This is a genomic window from Rivularia sp. UHCC 0363 (assembly GCF_034931125.1).
Taxonomy (GTDB): Bacteria; Cyanobacteriota; Cyanobacteriia; order Cyanobacteriales; family Nostocaceae; genus Rivularia.
In genome coordinates this window covers 163,532-180,429 of record NZ_JAYGHM010000007.1, presented here as the reverse complement: position 1 = coordinate 180,429, position 16,898 = coordinate 163,532, and the positions used below count along the sequence as shown (strand labels likewise).

Below are 16,898 nucleotides of genomic sequence, written 5' to 3'. Positions count from 1 at the left end.
AGCCAAGCTTGATTTAGCTCTTGCGACCATACACAATCATGTAAAACATAACCACTAGGATAGGGAGCATTCACCACCCAAATAGCATAATTGTCAGTGCCTGTATGAACGAGACGGGCGATCGCCAGGTTAAGGGATGGCATGGATTCTTTAAAAAAGGCTAAATTTTTTTTCAGGCAAAATGTTTGCCAAAAAATTATCTTTTCAGGCGATTACCTGTATTATTTCAGTTTCTTATAGTTTATCGAGTTTTGGAATCAGTGCTGTTACCCGTTTGGGGTAATTTTGGCAAGCCTGGGATACTACCAGGACTGGGTTGAGTTAACGGCTCGCTAGGGTTTTGGGAATCCTCAACGGGGGGTGAAGTCGAAGAATCTTCAATCCTGGGAAACGAACTATCTGGGGTCGAACATTGATTTTGCACAGTAGTAGGCTTGGAAAACGAAGTATTCGACGGTGTAAGTTGCGAACCTTTAAGCCAAACTTGTTCGCCCGGTTTGAGTAATGTTTTGCTGCCAGACGCATTTGCCGCAACTTCTTCTCCAATAGAGCATACCTTTATTTGTAGCCAATAGTCTTCTGATGAAATTGACTGTTTCTGTACAACTTCTAACAAACTACCAGGTGGAGCATAAATTGGTAGTGGCTGTTTGGCGGATACATCCTTATCCGGTGGGGGAGTCGTGCTTTTACTAAGATTGGTAATTTTAGTTTTAGCGCTAATTAACCAGCCTTTATCTATATCCTTTCTGTCGAAACTTCTCTCAGAAGCTTCAGGATTTGGCGTGCTTGTATTTGTTTGTGCTACTGGTGGTGAGTCAAGGTTTTTGCTTAATAATTTTTGCCTCCAAAAGTATCCTAATGCACTACCCACTATCGTTAGTAAAGCAATTATTCCTAACATTAGGGGTAAATTAAAACCTTTACGAGGAGCTTTTTCTGTAATGACTTGGGTTTTCTGGTTGGGAAGATTTTGTGTAGCTGGAGCTAAAGGTAAAGAATCGACTGCCGAAATCGAAGAAATATCCGCAAGGCTTGCAGCTAAAGCTGACTTTGGCTCGGAATATTTAGTTTGACAATGCATCAAGGCAATAGTCACATTATCGTGACCATTTTGATTGTTAGCAATCTCTAACAATTGCTTAGTGACGCTGGCTACATCACCTTTATTATTTAATAATGGCAATATTTCTGTTTCCCAGTATTGTTCGATACGGTCAAAATCACTTAGTCCGTCCGAACACAGTAAGAAAACGCAATCTTCATCGAGGATAAACCGCTGTGCCGTTGGGTGTAAAGCGCTACTTGCATTCATACCTAATGCTTGTACTAGCGAACCAGAAGCAGCCTGCTGTACGGCATCCCGATAAACCGCATAGCCTAGTCGTACTTCGCGAGAAGCTACATCATCATCAAGAGTTATCTGGTGGCAGTTATTGCGGGTAATCAAGTAAGCGCGACTGTCCCCCACATGGGCAATATACATTTCATGGGCAATTGGTAAACCCATGACTACAGTAGTTCCCATCCGCTGCCTTCCTTGACGATTTTGACTATCGTTAAGCTGGCTAATTTTATCGTTAGCAGTAGCAGCAGCCCGTTCCAAGTCCGCAAGCAGCACAACCGGATTGATTCGATCTTCGGGTAAATTTGCTAATTGTTCTACCTGCTGTTGAATAGTCTCGATCGCCGTTGAGGAAGCTACATCTCCTCCTTCGTGTCCCCCTATACCATCGCAAACAATAGTTAAAGCTGACTTCGATGGGGGTTTGGAGATAGTAGTTCCGCTTTGAGGATAACAGGCATCTTCATTACGCTGACGGCTCGGTCCCGTGTCTGATAAGGTGGACACTTTGATACTAAGGTGATGAGATGCACTTAACGATGTCAGTCCTCGATCTAAAATGGCAATTAACTGTTCGCTCGAATGTATTTTTTCTTCAACCAGCAAACGACAAATCTCGCCCATAAAATCGCGAATCGCCGGTTGTGCCTGAATAAGCAACTCTTTTTGCCAAAATTCTCCTAAAGCTGACAAATTCGGTCTAACACTATCAGAATTTAATTCTAATAGGCGGACTATTGAACCTTCAGTCCGAATTAATTTTTTCGTAATCAAACTAGAAGCAACGTCAACACTTGCCAAAGGCTGCCATAATTGAGCTATTTGCCACAGCCAATTAAGTTGTCGCACTGAGGTGGCATCCTTCCAGGCATCAGTTAATTCACCACACAATTTTACTTTGAGAGGCGCTTCATTGAGAATAAGCGGGGGTTTTTCTAAAAGTAATATTTCTTTGGAATTATTGCTGAGATTTAGGGTCAGCAGTCCGTAAACTTGAGGAACGTGTAACCTATAGGGTATTAATCTGAGATAGGATTTTAGGTCATCTAACTTTTTTTGTTCGGGTACTTGGGGCAAAATCCCAGGCTTTGTATCTAATAAAACATTTTTCTCAATAATTAAATAACGCTCTTGTAACAATTCCCCAGCATTACCCAGAATCGAACTATCTGCCACAGCCCAAAGATAACGTTTGGGCAAGGGTGTGGAGCATCGCTGGCAAAACTTGTGGGTAAGGGGGTTGGCAGCTTGACAAGGTTCATTTGGACAGTAGAGCGTTGCCGCGTCATTTTCCATAGTTTCCCACCGAGAAGGCGATTGGCAAGTTTTTTTTATTCATACAGAGCGGCTAGATAGCCGTTCGGGTTTATATAAAACTATATATTCCATTCATAAATCGGGATTTTAGAGCATACACGAGAGTAGGTAGTATAGCAATTTAGACTAGCGAATCAATTAGCTACGAGTGGCATTTGAGGAAAATTTTCTCAAAAACTACCAGTCTTCTGATAATGCTCATTCCATATGTTAGGCAAATGCACTCTTAGAAAGAGTCTTGCCATACACTTTATTGAATATTATTTTTCAATTTTTTATATGTTTTCTACATATATTTCTACTTTACAAATCATTAGACATAAAAAAAAGTTAAGTATTTATACTTTTTTGTTATTTAACATATCACCCAAGCAATACTATGTAATCTGTTTAGTTTATACACTATTAATATATTTGTGTGTATATATCCGCAGACTGCCTCGCGATCGCAAAGCAGTCGGCAGGAAATTTCTTAATGAGACAGAAAGTATTTGGGAGTAACCATGAGATTATTAGGACTTAAGCATTAATTAAAATTTATGTACAGTTTGAGACTGCTTTGGTTGTGTAAATCAAAAACTATAAAGAACTATACCGAACTATTGTCCGTAAAGAAATCTTGATTTTGTACCAAAGAGCAATTATTGACCATATAACTAAACGCCGCAAAATATTTAAAATGTAAAGCTAGCGTTAAGATTTATCAGTTAATCAAGTCCTTCTAAGTTGAGTTTAAGCAACTAAAGAGCGTAAATTGCACATCTGAGGCAGCCTCTCCCGTTTGCATAGATTTTGAATCAGATGGTTTGGGGCAAAGCAATTCTAATTACTTTCATCGACTGCGACTCGGGGAAGTCCCATACTATAATTGCTAGCTCGTCCGGAAATGTTGTAGCTAATTGAACCGCTTTGTAGAAGCGAACGCACTAAATGCTCTAAATCCGAGCCAATGCGACGTAAATTGTAATCAGTCAAGTCCGCACCGCTATTAGCTTCGACTAATTCATCGAATTGACGATATACAAGCTGTAGAGTGTCCTCACTCCAAGTAAATTCGTTATCTGGGTCAATATCTAAAGTTAAGACTTGATTGCTAGGAACCAATTCGCCATCCTCAACAACGGCAGCAAAAATACGGATATGGCGGGTTGTTGATTTGAGCAGCATCTGGTTATCCATAAGAGCTTTTTTCAATGAAGGTTAAGTAATACTGCAATTATTGTAGACTCTAAATTCCTGCTTGAAACTAAGAGTGCGATCGTACTTGGTTTGAGTCAAGAAACCTACTTTGACCATAGATTTTTGTACAAATAGCAAATAAACGCCGCGAGTTATTCTAGTTTAATCTGCTCATTAAGGTAGTGTTTTCATGAATTGGGGAACCACGAATTTAACATCAGGGTCAGTCTGGTAAGCTTGAATCGCCACTTTTTTGTAAGGGGATTGCGATAACCCCATGACCAAACAATTGTCAATTACCCTAACGGGTAGCTGAGATGCACAGTAAGGTGAACGCGAATCTGCTGTCTTTCGCACGCGAAATTAATTAATTGATGCTCTAAAACTAGATTTACCCTAAAAATTTTTGGTCTTAACGCTCAATTGTGTTTTTTTAATGAATAAAACCTACATATAGTAATTTTACGGAATTGCTAAACAAGGAGATTAGGCTATAGTCTAATAAAATAATTTCAGCGTTTTTACTTACGTAGTATTACTCTTGATTTAGTTAAAAGTAAAACTGTTATTGACGTGGAGATAAGTTTGATGTAAAAACCTTTAAAAAGCTCTAGCAAGTTCTTACAGAAACTTCATTGTATAGAAGTTTAAAAACTGAATAATAGTTTATGGTTTGCTAGAACTGTTACTGGTGCATGAATATAAAATTATAGAATCAGTTAGTCTACCTACAAACCACCAACAGGAGAGCAAAATGCAATACAAATAGAAATGGATGATTTTTCTTCTTGCAAAGTCAAACACTACTTTCGATTTCAAACAAAATATAAACAGCTTTTGCTTGAGATAAAACTCCTCACCCCCATGACCACCGAGTAAAGGAATCGTAAAAATTATGAACTCGAAAGCATTACCACGCCAAATAAACAACGTCGAAGTAGGTGTTTATGAGTGCGAAATCAATCTCAAATTTCGGCTGATTGAGGAAAAGAGTGTATTGCGCGATCGCGAACAACTGTTACAAGTGTTGCTGGATGCATTAACTGAAGGTTCCGACGACTTTTTGGAAATGTTGCAGCAAGGTGTGAAGCTTCATGAGACAACAGAATTGAAAGCTTCACCACAAATGCGACGACAGCTAATGCGGTTGCGTAATTCCAACGAAATGAACCAATAGCTAACATTGCTTTACAGAGTAGCGGTAAAATGTGTAGCGAAGAAAGAGAGATTTGGTAAATCTTTAAGTTTGAATCCGGAACTTAATTTTTTTCCACAGCAAGTCAACTGGTATTACTCAAGACTACTGTTGTTAACCTGGGTTTTGCCGAATCATTCTCGAAACACCACCATCCGTGCGTCTACCCGGTATCTACTATCTTTGTTACAGGGTTGCGTCTACAAGTAACAATCATTGTTAGTGAAAGTAATGTATGGAAGTAATTGGGTGCCTACTAATCAGCATTCTGGTCTTGCTTCAAGGCAGGGTTACAATCTACAAAGAATATTGAGATACCAGGGAAGAAGAATTTTGATCAAATTTCACGAAAAACTGTAGTATTCGTACCCTCCTTTAAGAAGGAATACAAATAAGATTAGCAATTCCAGCATACGTTACCTCAAAAAGCATCTCGAAATTTTTGCTATCTTTATGGCGCAAGATACGTGTCTCCTTACAGTTCCCAAAATTTTGTGTACCTATTGAGCAACTAGTGTATGGGATGAGAAAGAGCAAACCTTCCTCCCACGCATAGTTTAAATTCTCGGCAATATGACTTCTTTTTATTGATAAGTATTTGAGATTGTACGCAGAAAAGATTATGGCTATTAAATAAACTTAATTTATACATTTCTAATTTGATTAAAATCAGTATAAATTATTTTTACGTGTGGTCTCAGATACTTTTCCTTTCAGTTGACTACTTAATGATTACCTATCTTTTCATACCTGTAAATACGGTAAATTACTTAAAAAAATTTAGATTAATTGAAGCAAGTCCCTCTAAAATTAAATATAGGGATTTGACTTCAACAATCTAAGGGCTAAAAACTTATACAAATGGAAGTTCTTACTTGATTAAGTACCCTCAATATTTTGATTTGTGAGATTTGCATCGCAATTCGACCTAGGGTTCGCCGTTAAGGTCGGGTAGCATGGAAGATTTGTACAGCTTTTAAGTAACGGCGATGAAAGATTTAGACTAAATTCAACTTTATTTGGTCAATTGGCTAAACCATGTTCTAAAGCGAACCGGACTAACTCAGTACGGCTATTAGTTCCGGTTTTACTAAACAAACGACTGACATATTTTTCTACATTACGAACGCTTGTCTCTAAGCGTCTGGCAATTTCTTTATTCATTAATCCTTCAGCAACCAGATTTAAAACGCTTTGTTCTCTGGGAGTCAAATCAATATTAAAAGGTGGGCTTGTTTGAGTAATGGCAGTTTTTTGAGTCAGCAGCGCCTTTATTTGGGCTATCTGAGAGGCTAGTTCGGCTAAATCTGGGGTTTCTCCTTCCTCCATACCAGAACTTGTTTTAGCAATGCCACGAGCAATTAAATTTTCCACGATCGCAACTAATTCATCTGGGTCGAAAGGTTTGGGTAAATAAGCATCAACACCAGCTTGATAACCTTGAATGCGATCGCCAGTCATACCTTTTGCAGTTAAAAATATCACTGGTAATGTTTTAAAACGAGTATCATCTCGAAGTTGCTTGAGAAACTGATAACCATCCACTTGAGGCATCATAATATCGGAGATTACCAAATCTGGTGTATTCTGCTGCATCCACTCCCAAGCATCACGAGCGTTACTGGCAACCTGAACTTTGAAATTACTTGCTTCTAAGTAATCTTTTACGGCTTCTCGCAATCCGGGTTCATCATCTACCAGTAACAGTTGTGGTGTCATCTCTATTTTCCTGTATTGTACTTTCCCCAATTTAGCGAAATTTGGTAACAGCAAAACAATTATTAATTGATAAGGAATGGGGAATAGTTAGGAGTGAGGAGTTAGGAGTTAGGAGTTGGGAGTTGGGAGTTAGGAGTTAGGAGTTAGGAGTTGGGAGTTGGGAGTTGGGAGTTAGGAGTTAGGAGTTAGGAGTTAGGAGTTAGGAGTTGGGAGTTGGGAGTTGGGAGTTGGGAGTTGGGAGTTGGGAGTTGGGAGTTGCGAATTGCGAATTGCGAATTGCGAATTGCTTCACAGCCATTCAATTTTCTTGGCTTGAGGAGGCAATTGTGCTTGCTGCTGTCCTAAGTAACGCGCTCTAGCGGTCAATAAACCAATTGGTGTATCTACTAGATCTACGAAGCTCGCTTTACCTAACAAGGCTTTTAAGCTGTTTATCGGGGTTTCCTTAAGCAACCAACGTGCTAAACGGTAGTAACATTCATTAAGAGTTATCTCACGCATTAATTCTACGCCGTGGAGTTCGTGGAGATAGCTGTTTGAACGCCCATAACGTCGCCATTGACTCTTTAGTTCTTTTAATGTGGTTCGATGACGGTGCTGGACGATTGAGTACGGAGCAAATTCTAAACTACCAATATCAAGATGCAAAATTCGCCAGCATATATCAGCATCGCCTCCAGTTGTCAAGTGGGGACGGAATAATCCTGCTTTTTCTAGTGCCAGCCGACGGATTGCTAAATTTGCGGTTTGTCCGTAAGCACAAAATTTATTCGCTAATGTATGTTTTTGCGATAAAGTTTCTTGTCGGTCTGCATATTTTTCTAATAAGCTATCACCAGGTAACGCTGTAATTTCACCGGCGACGATTACTACATTCTGATTGACAAAAGGCTGAATTAATGCATCTAACCATTGTGGCTGAGGACGGCAATCAGCATCTGTAAAGGCGATAATTTCTCCTACTGCTTCACGAATACCCGTGTTGCGTGCGGCGTAAGAACTTTGAATTTCATTTTCGCTTAAAGCGCGAATTTTAATTGGACAATTTTCTAAGGATTTTAATAATTCAAATGTACCATCGCTACTGTTATTGTCTACCAGCAAATACTCCACCCGGTCTTTTGAATAGGTTTGAGCTAATAGACAATTAATTAATTCTGGGATATCTGCCGTACCGTTATAAATAGGAATCACTACCGATACCTGCGGTTTAAAGGTATTGGTAACGGTTGTCTTAAATGAGTCGTTATCCATATCGAAATTTTTAACTAGGAATTATTGTTTAGAAAGGAACTACTAACCTATCTTTTTTCAAGTATTCCCAATTCAAAAACTATTATCGAGAAATTGACAATAACTAAAAGTTTTAATTTATCAGGACTTACGCAAGTGTCACGAAACTCGGATGGTGCGTGACTAGGCTGTTGACTTTGATAGAATTTACCCGTTTTTGGCTCATGCATTAACTGGTTCCCAGCCTCCGGCTGGGAACCCATGACAGTCGGCTCTGCCGACCGTCAAAAGCCAACACAAAAACTGTATGAACTTTTAGCCCAAAAAACCCACAAAGTAAACAGCCTAGTGCGTGACACTCACCGTCTTATTACTAGGTTGATAATTAGTCTGTGTACTAGCAACGGCAATAAAGGGGGATATTATCTACGCCCCCTCAACCGCCTCCCCTACAAGAAAAATATGCCTTTTTGCTAAGTCCTATTTATGTTTTAATTTATATTTTTATTTATATCAACAAAAATATTGGGATGTGACATCTATTATTTTCCCTCTCAAAGTCAGAATTGGCAGTAGGCGAACCCACTACCAACGCTGCTAATACTAATATTAAACAATACGCGATCGCGAATAACTTTTTAAGGCTTGGGCAACACTACAGAATTACGAGAAACTTGATTTTGCTCCCCAGATGCAAAGTTGTTGTTTGATAAAATCGAGAGCGCACGCGCATAGTGAGGGTCTTGATTTGTTCCCAACAATCTTGGATCGCTTGCAAGCTGACGTTCCTGCGATGCTGTTAAATCAACTTCTATATCGGGTGTAATTCCCTTGTGATTAATATCGGTTCCTTCAGGAGTATAGTAATGAGCAATAGTAATTGCGATACCAGAACCATCCGCTAATTCGTGAACTGATTGCACTAATGCTTTCCCAAAGGTTTTAGAACCGACTACAGTTGCTCGCTTATTGTCTTTTAGTGCGCCTGTAAGAATTTCACTGGCACTAGCTGAGTTACCATCTACTAAGACTACTAGCGGACGATTTGTTAAAGCTGTGTTGTTAGCTTTTGTCAATTCGCTTCCACCTTTGCGGTCTTCCGTGCGAACAATCGATCCTTGAGGAATCCACATCCGAGCGATTTCAATACTCGCATTTAACAAGCCACCTGGGTTTCCTCGCAGGTCTAATACGAAGCCGTCAACGTTACTCACATTCAATTGACGGATAGCACGCTGCATTTGCTCTGCTGCATGAGCGCTAAATTCGCGCAACCGGATATAGCCAACCTGCCGAGTACCTTCTTTTCTCAAGGTATAGCTTACAGTTGGCACTTCAATAGTCGATCGCGTTAGCTTGACATCAAATGCTTTTTGAGTAGCTCTTCCTAAACTTAAGTTAATAGAAGTACCCACCTTACCTCGAATCAACTCCGAAGCATCCTCTATTTTCATGTTTTTGGTGGATTTTCCCTCAATCGCCAAAATCACATCACCAGCTTTAATACCCGCTTTCAATGCTGGAGAATTTTCTAAAGCCTCTACAACCGTTAAAAGCTGAGTTTGGGGATTTACCTCCATACGAATACCAATTCCGGAAACTTCCCCAGAAGTCTGAGAAGTCAGAGACTGATAATCTTGGGGGTCCATAAAACGAGTGTATGGGTCGCCCAATTTTTTCAAAGTTTGGCGAATTGCGGTATAAGCTTGCTCGCGAGAAGTATAGTTACTTTTTAACAACGTCTTTCTAGCAGCTATCCAGTCTTGGTTGTTAAACGAGCCATCTACATACTCGCGATTTACTAATTGCCACACTTGGTCAACAATTGCTTTGGGGCTATCTTGTAGAGCAGCATGAACGGAACGACACCAAACTGGACCAAATACAGACACTGCTGCTGTGGTGACTATTGCTCCACCAAGAAAAGCCGATTGCAGCGGTGAGTAACGTTTCGCTGATTGTTTCATTTATGTTTGCACGAATGATTTTGTTTTTGACAGTTTAGCAATCAGATAATCCGGAAACTGATAAGTTTTGCGATTCGGAATCTGACTTTTTGACGCTTATCCTTGAAGTTTTTTCAAAATACGTTTATCAAGTCTCAATCGAGTTTCTTAACTTAGTCAGTTTCCTCCGCAAGCTTAATTCATTCCTATGCCACTTTCATCAGTGTCATACTAGCACTCAATTTTACTTGCCGAATTAGAGTTTATCACTTAGCTATATTAGTTACATTAACTATAGATTTTAGCAAAACTACAACCGACTATTTTATTTGGGTTTACCATGAATCGTAAAGTAAAAAATGACCAATTTTCTCAAGGTAGAAGACCATCTAAGAAATTGTGGCGTTTTTCACAGAGATTTACTATTGGTATTAGCCTGTTGGTGACTATTTGGTTGCTTTTCACTACTATAACTGTATTTTTTGCTTCTTCCAAGCCAGTAGATGCCTTTTTCGTATTAGGTGGCAGTATCAAGCGAGAGATATACGTTGCCGAACTAGCGCAGAAGTACCCACAAATCCCGATATTGATTTCTAGCGGTTCTCCCGACCCTTGTGTTTGGCTAATCTTTCAACGTCTTGCTGCACCTATAGATAATGTTTGGTTAGAAAAATGTGCTGACTCCACTTTTGATAACTTTTACTATAGTATTCCAATCTTGCAAAAGTGGGGCGTGCATAAGGTGAAACTAATTACCTCTACGACACATTTACCCCGAGCTAAATGGATGGCACAAATACTTTTAGGCGCTCATGGAATGTGGGTAGAACCTGACATAATTCAAGAAGTTGGCATTCCAGGAAATCGCGAGTATTGGTTGAAAACTAGTTTAGATGTTACCCGCAGCGTATTTTGGGCGGGATTAAGTCAAGTCATCAAACCGCAATGTTCTAATGTCATACAGTTAAGTAATGTTAATTTACAAGAATGGCAAAGTCGTGGTTTTAAATGCGAACGTCAGGGGAATTTAAAAGTTAGGAGTTAGGAGTTGGGAGTTGGGAAAGCCGGAGTTAAGAGTTAGGAGTTAGGAGTTAGGAGTTGTTGATACCTATTACCTATTACCTATTACCTATTACCTATTCCCTCTCAACTATTAACTGATGATTGATAATTGACAACGGGACTTTATCAAAATAATGTTTTTGGAATTCTTCTTCACGTATTGCGGCGATAAACTTTTTGATTGCTAGTTTTGCTTGTTCGGTAGTATTTATATTAGCTTCATGAGTGAATATCAAGTAATTATCTTGCGATTTGATGATATAACCTAAAGATTTTAAAGCTTGAAAACCTAAATGTAATGTTTGGGTACTTATTGATAGTTTTTCTAACAGTTTTACGCGGGTAACGGGTTGATTTGTACGGCACAGATATTTAGCTATTCCTACAAGCGTAAACCAAATTTCTTCTGGTGGCTGGGGATTAGTTTCAGACCATGCTAATGCTAGCGGTTGCTGTTTGTGAAAAGAACGTCTTACCCATACTCGTAAATCATCCCAACGGGTCGGACATTCTTCGAGGATAAGAGTTGAGTCGGAGAATGATGGATAATTGTTTGGAGAAAGATTACGCCAATCTAAAATTGATGACAAACTACTATAAACTTGATTAATTACATTTTTGGCAGGACGTACTGCTATTAATCTAATTTCATAACGTTTTTTGAAAGTGTTATAGTCTAGCTCAACTATACAATCGCATTTCTGGGGTGGTAATTCATCTTTATAATGTCCCCACCAAATACCGGGAAAACGATTTTTCGTGGAGTCGTCCCGGATATCAAATTCTGTTTTAATATACTGGATTTTTTGACCCCGCGAATCTTGCTGATTGCGATGCCAACTATTTTCAAACCAACAGTTTTCAATCAAAAGTTTTGGAACTGGATTACCCATTCCGCAGGGTTCAAGTAGCTTTAATTCTAAAAATAATTCTTTACCTAAGTCTGCGACATTCACAATTAAGTCTGCTTCTATTTTTGGTGTTGGTATTGCACCTCCGGTTATTTGTCGCAACTGCTGGTTAATTGCTTCTGTAAATAAAGGGATATTTTCTACTGGAATACTCAAACCTGCTGCAAAAGGATGTCCTCCGAAGCGATGCAGTAAATGCTCTTGAGCTTTGACTAACTGATACAAATCAACCGAGTTAACCGAACGTGCAGAACCTCTTGCGAGGAGAGGGGGAGAGGGGATGGGGGGATTGGGGGATGGGGGGATTGGGGGACGGGGAGAAATATCTTTTTTATCTACCCCTTCTACCCCCTCTACGATTTCAGTGCTTAATAAAACCGTCGGTCTTCCTGTATCTTGCGCTACCTGTCCGGCGACTAATCCTAAAACGCCAACTGCCCATTGAGGGTCTGCGAGAACTATAACGCTGGTGGTTGACAAGTCCATTTGAGAAAGCTTTTGCTCAACATGACGAGCTACATCTTTTTGTAAAGATTTACGACGAGTGTTTGCAAGTTCGGTTATTTCCGCTAGCTCGCAAACGCGCTGATGGTCGGTACTAGTTAGTAATTCTACGCAAAAACTTGCATCTCCTTGAATTCGACTAACAGCATTGATTCGCGGTCCTAAACCAAAGGAAATATCTGTAGGGCGATCGCCATTTTTCTGGCACAATTCTAGTAGTCTTCCTACACCGGGTCTTCTTCTGGCTGCTGGCGATTTTTTGAAGTCTTTTTGCAGTTGTCCAATTCCTAATTGCGCTAAGTAGCGACAGTCTCCGCTCAATTTTACTAAATCGGCTATTAATCCGACTGCAACTAAATCTAGCAAATCTTCTAATGGCTGTTGTGGTATTTGTGGGAAGCTGATGTAAAGAGCTTCTACTAATTTGTAAGCTACTGCTACTCCAGAAAGATGAAATAGTTGATGGGATTCGGGTAGATTCCGGGGATTAATAATTGCGGTTACGGGTGGACGTTCTGATAATAAGGTGTGATGGTCTGTAATAATAATGTCTATATCTAAACTGTTTGCATAGATAATTTCATCTACATTAGTACTGCCTGTATCGCAAGTAACGATTAGCTGGCATCCCTGCTGTTTAAGCTTCTCGATTCCCGAAATATTCAGCCCGTGAGATTCAGACAATCGATTGGGAATGTAATAATTTAAACACGTATTAGGAATAAATTGTCCTAACCCATCCCACAAAACTGCTGTAGAAGTAATACCGTCAGCGTCGAAATCCCCCCAAATTACAACTTTTTCATTACTGCTTTGCGCTTGTTTCAACCTTTCTACTGCTAAGTGCATTTCTTGTCCAAACTCAAACGGGCTTGCACTTTGATAAGATTCGGGATTAATGTGATTTTCAAGCTGAGTTTTATCTTTAATTCCTCTTTGCCATAATAATTGCGCGGCAAAATTTCCTTTCGATGTCGGTATATGCTGTTTTACTAATTCTAAGAACCATTTAGGTGGTTCTTCTGTTGATACAAGAATCCACTGTTGTTCGGACATCATAATGATTTTGGATTTTAGATTACTCTACGAGAAGACGCTTGCGCGTCAATAGATTTTGGATTACAAATAACTAATGCTTTGCCATATACAGTCGATTTCATTTGAGTGAGGTACAGGACATATCGTTATAAGGAATTAGGAAGTAAGGGGAATGTACCTCATTTATTTGCAAACTGCTGTAAGTTGTGAGGGGATGGGGTAGTGCGAGCATCTTGCTCGCTGGTTATTAATTCTAAAAGCTCGCTGGTGACTTGTAGGGAGCGAGACCCGAACACTACAAATACGTTAGCCTACAAAATTAATCTGGTGAAATAGTAATCAATCAAAATTATTTATATATTTACAGTTGAGTTATATAGCAGTCCTAAATGATTTGTGAAATATAAATAAGTAAGTAGTGCGGTAGCGCAGCGTGTCCGTAAGGACATGCATCTTACTCGCTGGCAGTAGCGAGCAAGATGCTCGCACTACAATTATAAATATTAATAACTATGAGTTTTTATAAATGATTTACGGTTGCTATATAACCATTATCTATTTTCTATTCCCTATATAAAAACTTATGCAACAGATGTATCGATCTAACTTTATCTAATTACTAACTTATATCAATCCAAAATCCATTGACGCGGAAGCGTCTTCCCGTAGGGTAATCCGAAATTGTATCAGCTTAATTGATTTTCTTCATCAAATTCTTTCTCTATAGGTTTAATAATCGTTTCACCACCAACTAATTCTGGTTTGCGTGCGCGGATATTAGAACGTCTGTAACCAGCCCTTTCAGCTTTTTGATGTTCGTATTCAATTAATCTGCCATACTGTTCGTGTTTGCTTAAATTCATCGATAAAAAAATATGTTGCCGTGTATTGCCAAAACCTTTACGATGAAAGAACTTAACGGCTGCAATATTTGCCGGATCTGTATCAGCAAGCATAAATCTCGCTCCATCTTCAATCATCCGAGAAACAAGGTTATCAACTAACTTATCTGCTACATAGCGACGTTGAAATTGTGGGTTTACTCCCAACCAAAGAATATACCCGTAAGTCCAAGATGCTTTACTAATAATTGTTCCTAAAATAAAGCCTGCTAATTCTCCATCAATTTCAGCAACTAGACAATATTCGGCATCTGTATTGTAAAGTCCAATTACCTCCCATTCATCCCAGGTTCTATATAAATAAGGATATAAGTCACTAGTAAATAATTGTTCACCTAAGTGAAAAACTGGCGCAATGTCATCAATTTTTAATTCGCGGACGTAAACTACATTTTTATTTTCTAACTGCATAAAATAGTTAAGAAGTTATCAACTCATGGGTACTTCTTGAATGTTAGCTAAGTTAACTAAAGTCGCATCGACCCCAGGTAAGTCTTGAGATGATTTTTTCTCAGAACCAACAAACAGTCTTTGACAACGAGAAGCATACTGGCAATGATTGCACGTTTTGTTCCCAACGGAAAGTTGAGGAAATTGTTCTCCTTGTTGATAAGCTTCCAGCCACTGGGTTAACCGATCTAAATGTTGATTGAGTTTCTTTTTGATTTGCTGATGCTGGGAAGAACTATAGGTAAATTCGATGCTGTGGGGTTTACTTTCCGATTGTACAAACCAATAAGTCATCGAAATATTTTCTGGTGGATAGTTGCTGGTTTCTGCTAATACGTACAGATAAAGACGTGTTTGCCAATTGTATTCCAGATGACGTTTATTCTGGGGTTTAGGATAAGTTTTCCAGTCGAAAATCTGTGCTTGTTGTTTATCTGCAATTAATAAGTCGTAGATCGCGGTAAGCAAATAGTCTTGGACTTGTAAAGTGCGATAATGTTCGCTTTCGCGAAACGTTTCGCTATTTGCAGTTTCTTGAGTTAAAATCTCTGGTGCTGCGATCGCAAAAGCTCTCATCCAGTTTTGCAGTTGTAAAATATTTTGATTATCTTTATCATTAGCATCAGCTTGCAAAAACTTACCAATTTTCAAGCCCATTTCTCGCTGCTGCATCAGTAAGTGAAAGCGACTTCCCTGCAACTGCTTTTCTTCGTTTTCTGGCTTAGTAGGAGGACGGAGTTGTTCTAAATAAGTATGTTGAAATTGACGGGGACAACGTTCTAATAAGTTAAGCTGTCCTTGGGAAAGTCGCATTAATTGACTTTGTGTCAAATTAGAGATGGACATGATAATTATCGGTTATTCGAGTTTTTTGCTGACAATAACTTAATTATGCTGAAAGAATATTCGGTGGCAAACAACTACTTAGACAACAACAAAATAAATGGCATTATAGATTATTTTATAAATGTTATCGTAAATATTGTCGCGTCTAACTTAAAATATGCAGATTCCCGCTCAGACTTCAGTATTTAGATTTAACTAAAAAATATTAGTACAGGTTAGCATGAGTTGCATTACTATTAAAAATTGCGGATAAAACTATAAAAAAAGCTTTATTTTGCCTTATTGAATGAATCAGCCCTGGTTTTAAGGAGGAATTGCGTTAATCATAAATTATTAGGACTAATATGAACTTTGGATCACAAATTTAAGCATCAAGCTTATTAATAACTATAGCTTTTCAAGAAAGTTATGTTATAAATGCGTGGTGTTGTTCTATTTACGTGATGAAATTGGCTATTCGGTTTTGTTTCCTTTTGGTTTTATTGCTTACAATTCAATCTTCAAAAGCAAATACTCTTCGAGATGATTTTGAAGAAAGTAAATTTTATCAAGGAGAGCTTTGGAAGGGTTTAGAAGTTTGTTGCAAAGACTCTTTTCAATATTCTAATCAGGAATCTTATCAAGGAAAACAATCCGCTAAATTTGAGTTACGACGGAATGATAAGGACGTTAATCAAGGTAAACGTTCCGAACTTGCAGCAAGGATAGAAAAACCTTTAGGTGATAATTGGTATCGTTTGAGGATGTTTATCCCAAACGATTGGGAAACTGACCCCAATTCATTTGAAATTATCACTCAATGGCACGGCTATCCTGACTTTGATAAGGGAGAAACTTGGCGAAGTCCCCCTTTATCAGTGGGTATTAAAGGCGATAAAATTAGTATACGAAAACAATGGGATTCTCGCGAAGTAACTGAAAACAATACTCCTGAAGGTAAATTGGTTTTATGGGAAGGAAAAATAGATGATTTGAAAGGAAAATGGGTTGAATGGACTTTTCATATCAAATGGTCTTATTTACAGGATGGAATAGTAGAAGTTTGGCAAAATAAACAAAAAATTATCAATAGTAAAGGCCCAAATTCTTATAACGATGAAAAAGGTGTTTATCTAAAAATTGGTTTATATAAGCCAGATTGGAAATACAGTCCGCAAAAATCAATCGTCGATTCTCGAATAATTTATTTTGATGATGTGGAAGTTGGGTATGGGGAGAAAATTTCGGGTTATTAAGTGAGATGAGGAGTTA

12 protein-coding genes are annotated in these 16,898 nt (G+C 38.7%); 3 read left to right on the top strand and 9 right to left on the bottom strand.

What is annotated here, in order from left to right; translation table 11 throughout:
• Positions 1-241 precede the first annotated feature (241 nt).
• Both VB797_RS06585 and VB797_RS06580 read right to left on the bottom strand, forming a co-directional pair.
• Positions 242-2,641, bottom strand: coding sequence for a protein phosphatase 2C domain-containing protein (locus VB797_RS06585; protein WP_323236855.1), 2,400 nt, complete (start codon positions 2,639-2,641; stop codon positions 242-244).
• 843 nt (positions 2,642-3,484) lie between these two features.
• Complete coding sequence (locus VB797_RS06580) at positions 3,485-3,841, bottom strand: NAD(P)H-quinone oxidoreductase subunit M (protein ID WP_323236854.1); 357 nt, start codon at positions 3,839-3,841, stop codon at positions 3,485-3,487.
• Positions 3,842-4,736: 895 nt separating this feature from the next.
• On the opposite strand from VB797_RS06580, the gene VB797_RS06575 reads away from it, so the two are divergent.
• A complete protein-coding gene (locus VB797_RS06575) occupies positions 4,737-5,018 on the top strand; it encodes an Npun_R1517 family heterocyst differentiation transcriptional regulator (RefSeq protein WP_323236853.1) in 282 nt (93 codons plus the stop codon).
• Positions 5,019-6,059: 1,041 nt separating this feature from the next.
• On the opposite strand, the gene VB797_RS06570 is transcribed toward VB797_RS06575, so the two are convergent.
• The 4 genes from VB797_RS06570 to ctpB all read right to left on the bottom strand — a co-directional run bounded on the left by VB797_RS06570 (position 6,060) and on the right by ctpB (position 9,955).
• Positions 6,060-6,755 (bottom strand): response regulator transcription factor, encoded by a 696-nt coding sequence (locus VB797_RS06570; RefSeq protein WP_323236852.1) that lies wholly within the window; start codon positions 6,753-6,755, stop codon positions 6,060-6,062.
• Positions 6,756-7,043: 288 nt separating this feature from the next.
• Complete coding sequence (locus VB797_RS06565) at positions 7,044-8,009, bottom strand: glycosyltransferase (RefSeq protein ID WP_323236851.1); 966 nt, start codon at positions 8,007-8,009, stop codon at positions 7,044-7,046.
• A 47-nt stretch (positions 8,010-8,056) separates the two neighbouring features.
• A complete protein-coding gene (locus tag VB797_RS06560) occupies positions 8,057-8,218 on the bottom strand; it encodes a hypothetical protein (RefSeq protein ID WP_323236850.1) in 162 nt (53 codons plus the stop codon).
• A gap of 408 nt (positions 8,219-8,626) precedes the next feature.
• The gene (ctpB, locus tag VB797_RS06555) at positions 8,627-9,955 is read right to left on the bottom strand and encodes a carboxyl-terminal processing protease CtpB (protein ID WP_323236849.1); all 1,329 of its coding nucleotides are present in this window, start codon (positions 9,953-9,955) and stop codon (positions 8,627-8,629) included.
• Positions 9,956-10,274: 319 nt separating this feature from the next.
• Between ctpB and VB797_RS06550 the strand changes: the two genes are divergently transcribed.
• Positions 10,275-10,979, top strand: coding sequence for a YdcF family protein (locus VB797_RS06550; RefSeq protein WP_323236848.1), 705 nt, complete (start codon positions 10,275-10,277; stop codon positions 10,977-10,979).
• Positions 10,980-11,070: 91 nt separating this feature from the next.
• Here the strand turns inward: VB797_RS06550 and VB797_RS06545 are convergent, their stop codons facing one another.
• From VB797_RS06545 to VB797_RS06535, 3 genes are all read right to left on the bottom strand, one after another.
• Entirely contained in the window at positions 11,071-13,467 is a 2,397-nt protein-coding gene (locus tag VB797_RS06545) for a single-stranded-DNA-specific exonuclease RecJ (RefSeq protein WP_323236864.1), read from the bottom strand.
• A 668-nt stretch (positions 13,468-14,135) separates the two neighbouring features.
• Positions 14,136-14,762 carry a GNAT family N-acetyltransferase gene (locus tag VB797_RS06540; protein ID WP_323236847.1) on the bottom strand — a complete coding sequence of 209 codons (627 nt, stop codon included), beginning with the start codon at positions 14,760-14,762 and terminating at the stop codon, positions 14,136-14,138.
• 18 nt (positions 14,763-14,780) lie between these two features.
• Positions 14,781-15,647 (bottom strand): PD-(D/E)XK nuclease family protein, encoded by an 867-nt coding sequence (locus VB797_RS06535; protein WP_323236846.1) that lies wholly within the window; start codon positions 15,645-15,647, stop codon positions 14,781-14,783.
• Between the two features lie 443 nt (positions 15,648-16,090).
• Here VB797_RS06535 and VB797_RS06530 point away from each other — a divergent pair, with 443 nt between their 5' ends.
• Positions 16,091-16,882, top strand: coding sequence for a polysaccharide lyase (locus VB797_RS06530; RefSeq protein ID WP_323236845.1), 792 nt, complete (start codon positions 16,091-16,093; stop codon positions 16,880-16,882).
• Positions 16,883-16,898: the final 16 nt, after the last annotated feature.

Bases quoted from the DNA above. Each gene is read 5' to 3' on its own strand.
- VB797_RS06570 (WP_323236852.1), bottom strand. From the start codon at position 6,755: ATGACACCACAACTGTTACTGGTAGATGATGAACCCGGATTGCGAGAA.
- VB797_RS06585 (WP_323236855.1), bottom strand. From the start codon at position 2,641: ATGGAAAATGACGCGGCAACGCTCTACTGTCCAAATGAACCTTGTCAA.
- VB797_RS06580 (WP_323236854.1), bottom strand. From the start codon at position 3,841: ATGGATAACCAGATGCTGCTCAAATCAACAACCCGCCATATCCGTATT.
- VB797_RS06565 (WP_323236851.1), bottom strand. From the start codon at position 8,009: ATGGATAACGACTCATTTAAGACAACCGTTACCAATACCTTTAAACCG.
- VB797_RS06535 (WP_323236846.1), bottom strand. From the start codon at position 15,647: ATGTCCATCTCTAATTTGACACAAAGTCAATTAATGCGACTTTCCCAA.
- VB797_RS06540 (WP_323236847.1), bottom strand. From the start codon at position 14,762: ATGCAGTTAGAAAATAAAAATGTAGTTTACGTCCGCGAATTAAAAATT.
- VB797_RS06545 (WP_323236864.1), bottom strand. From the start codon at position 13,467: ATGTCCGAACAACAGTGGATTCTTGTATCAACAGAAGAACCACCTAAA.
- VB797_RS06560 (WP_323236850.1), bottom strand. From the start codon at position 8,218: ATGCATGAGCCAAAAACGGGTAAATTCTATCAAAGTCAACAGCCTAGT.
- VB797_RS06550 (WP_323236848.1), top strand. From the start codon at position 10,275: ATGAATCGTAAAGTAAAAAATGACCAATTTTCTCAAGGTAGAAGACCA.
- VB797_RS06575 (WP_323236853.1), top strand. From the start codon at position 4,737: ATGAACTCGAAAGCATTACCACGCCAAATAAACAACGTCGAAGTAGGT.
- VB797_RS06530 (WP_323236845.1), top strand. From the start codon at position 16,091: ATGAAATTGGCTATTCGGTTTTGTTTCCTTTTGGTTTTATTGCTTACA.
- ctpB (WP_323236849.1), bottom strand. From the start codon at position 9,955: ATGAAACAATCAGCGAAACGTTACTCACCGCTGCAATCGGCTTTTCTT.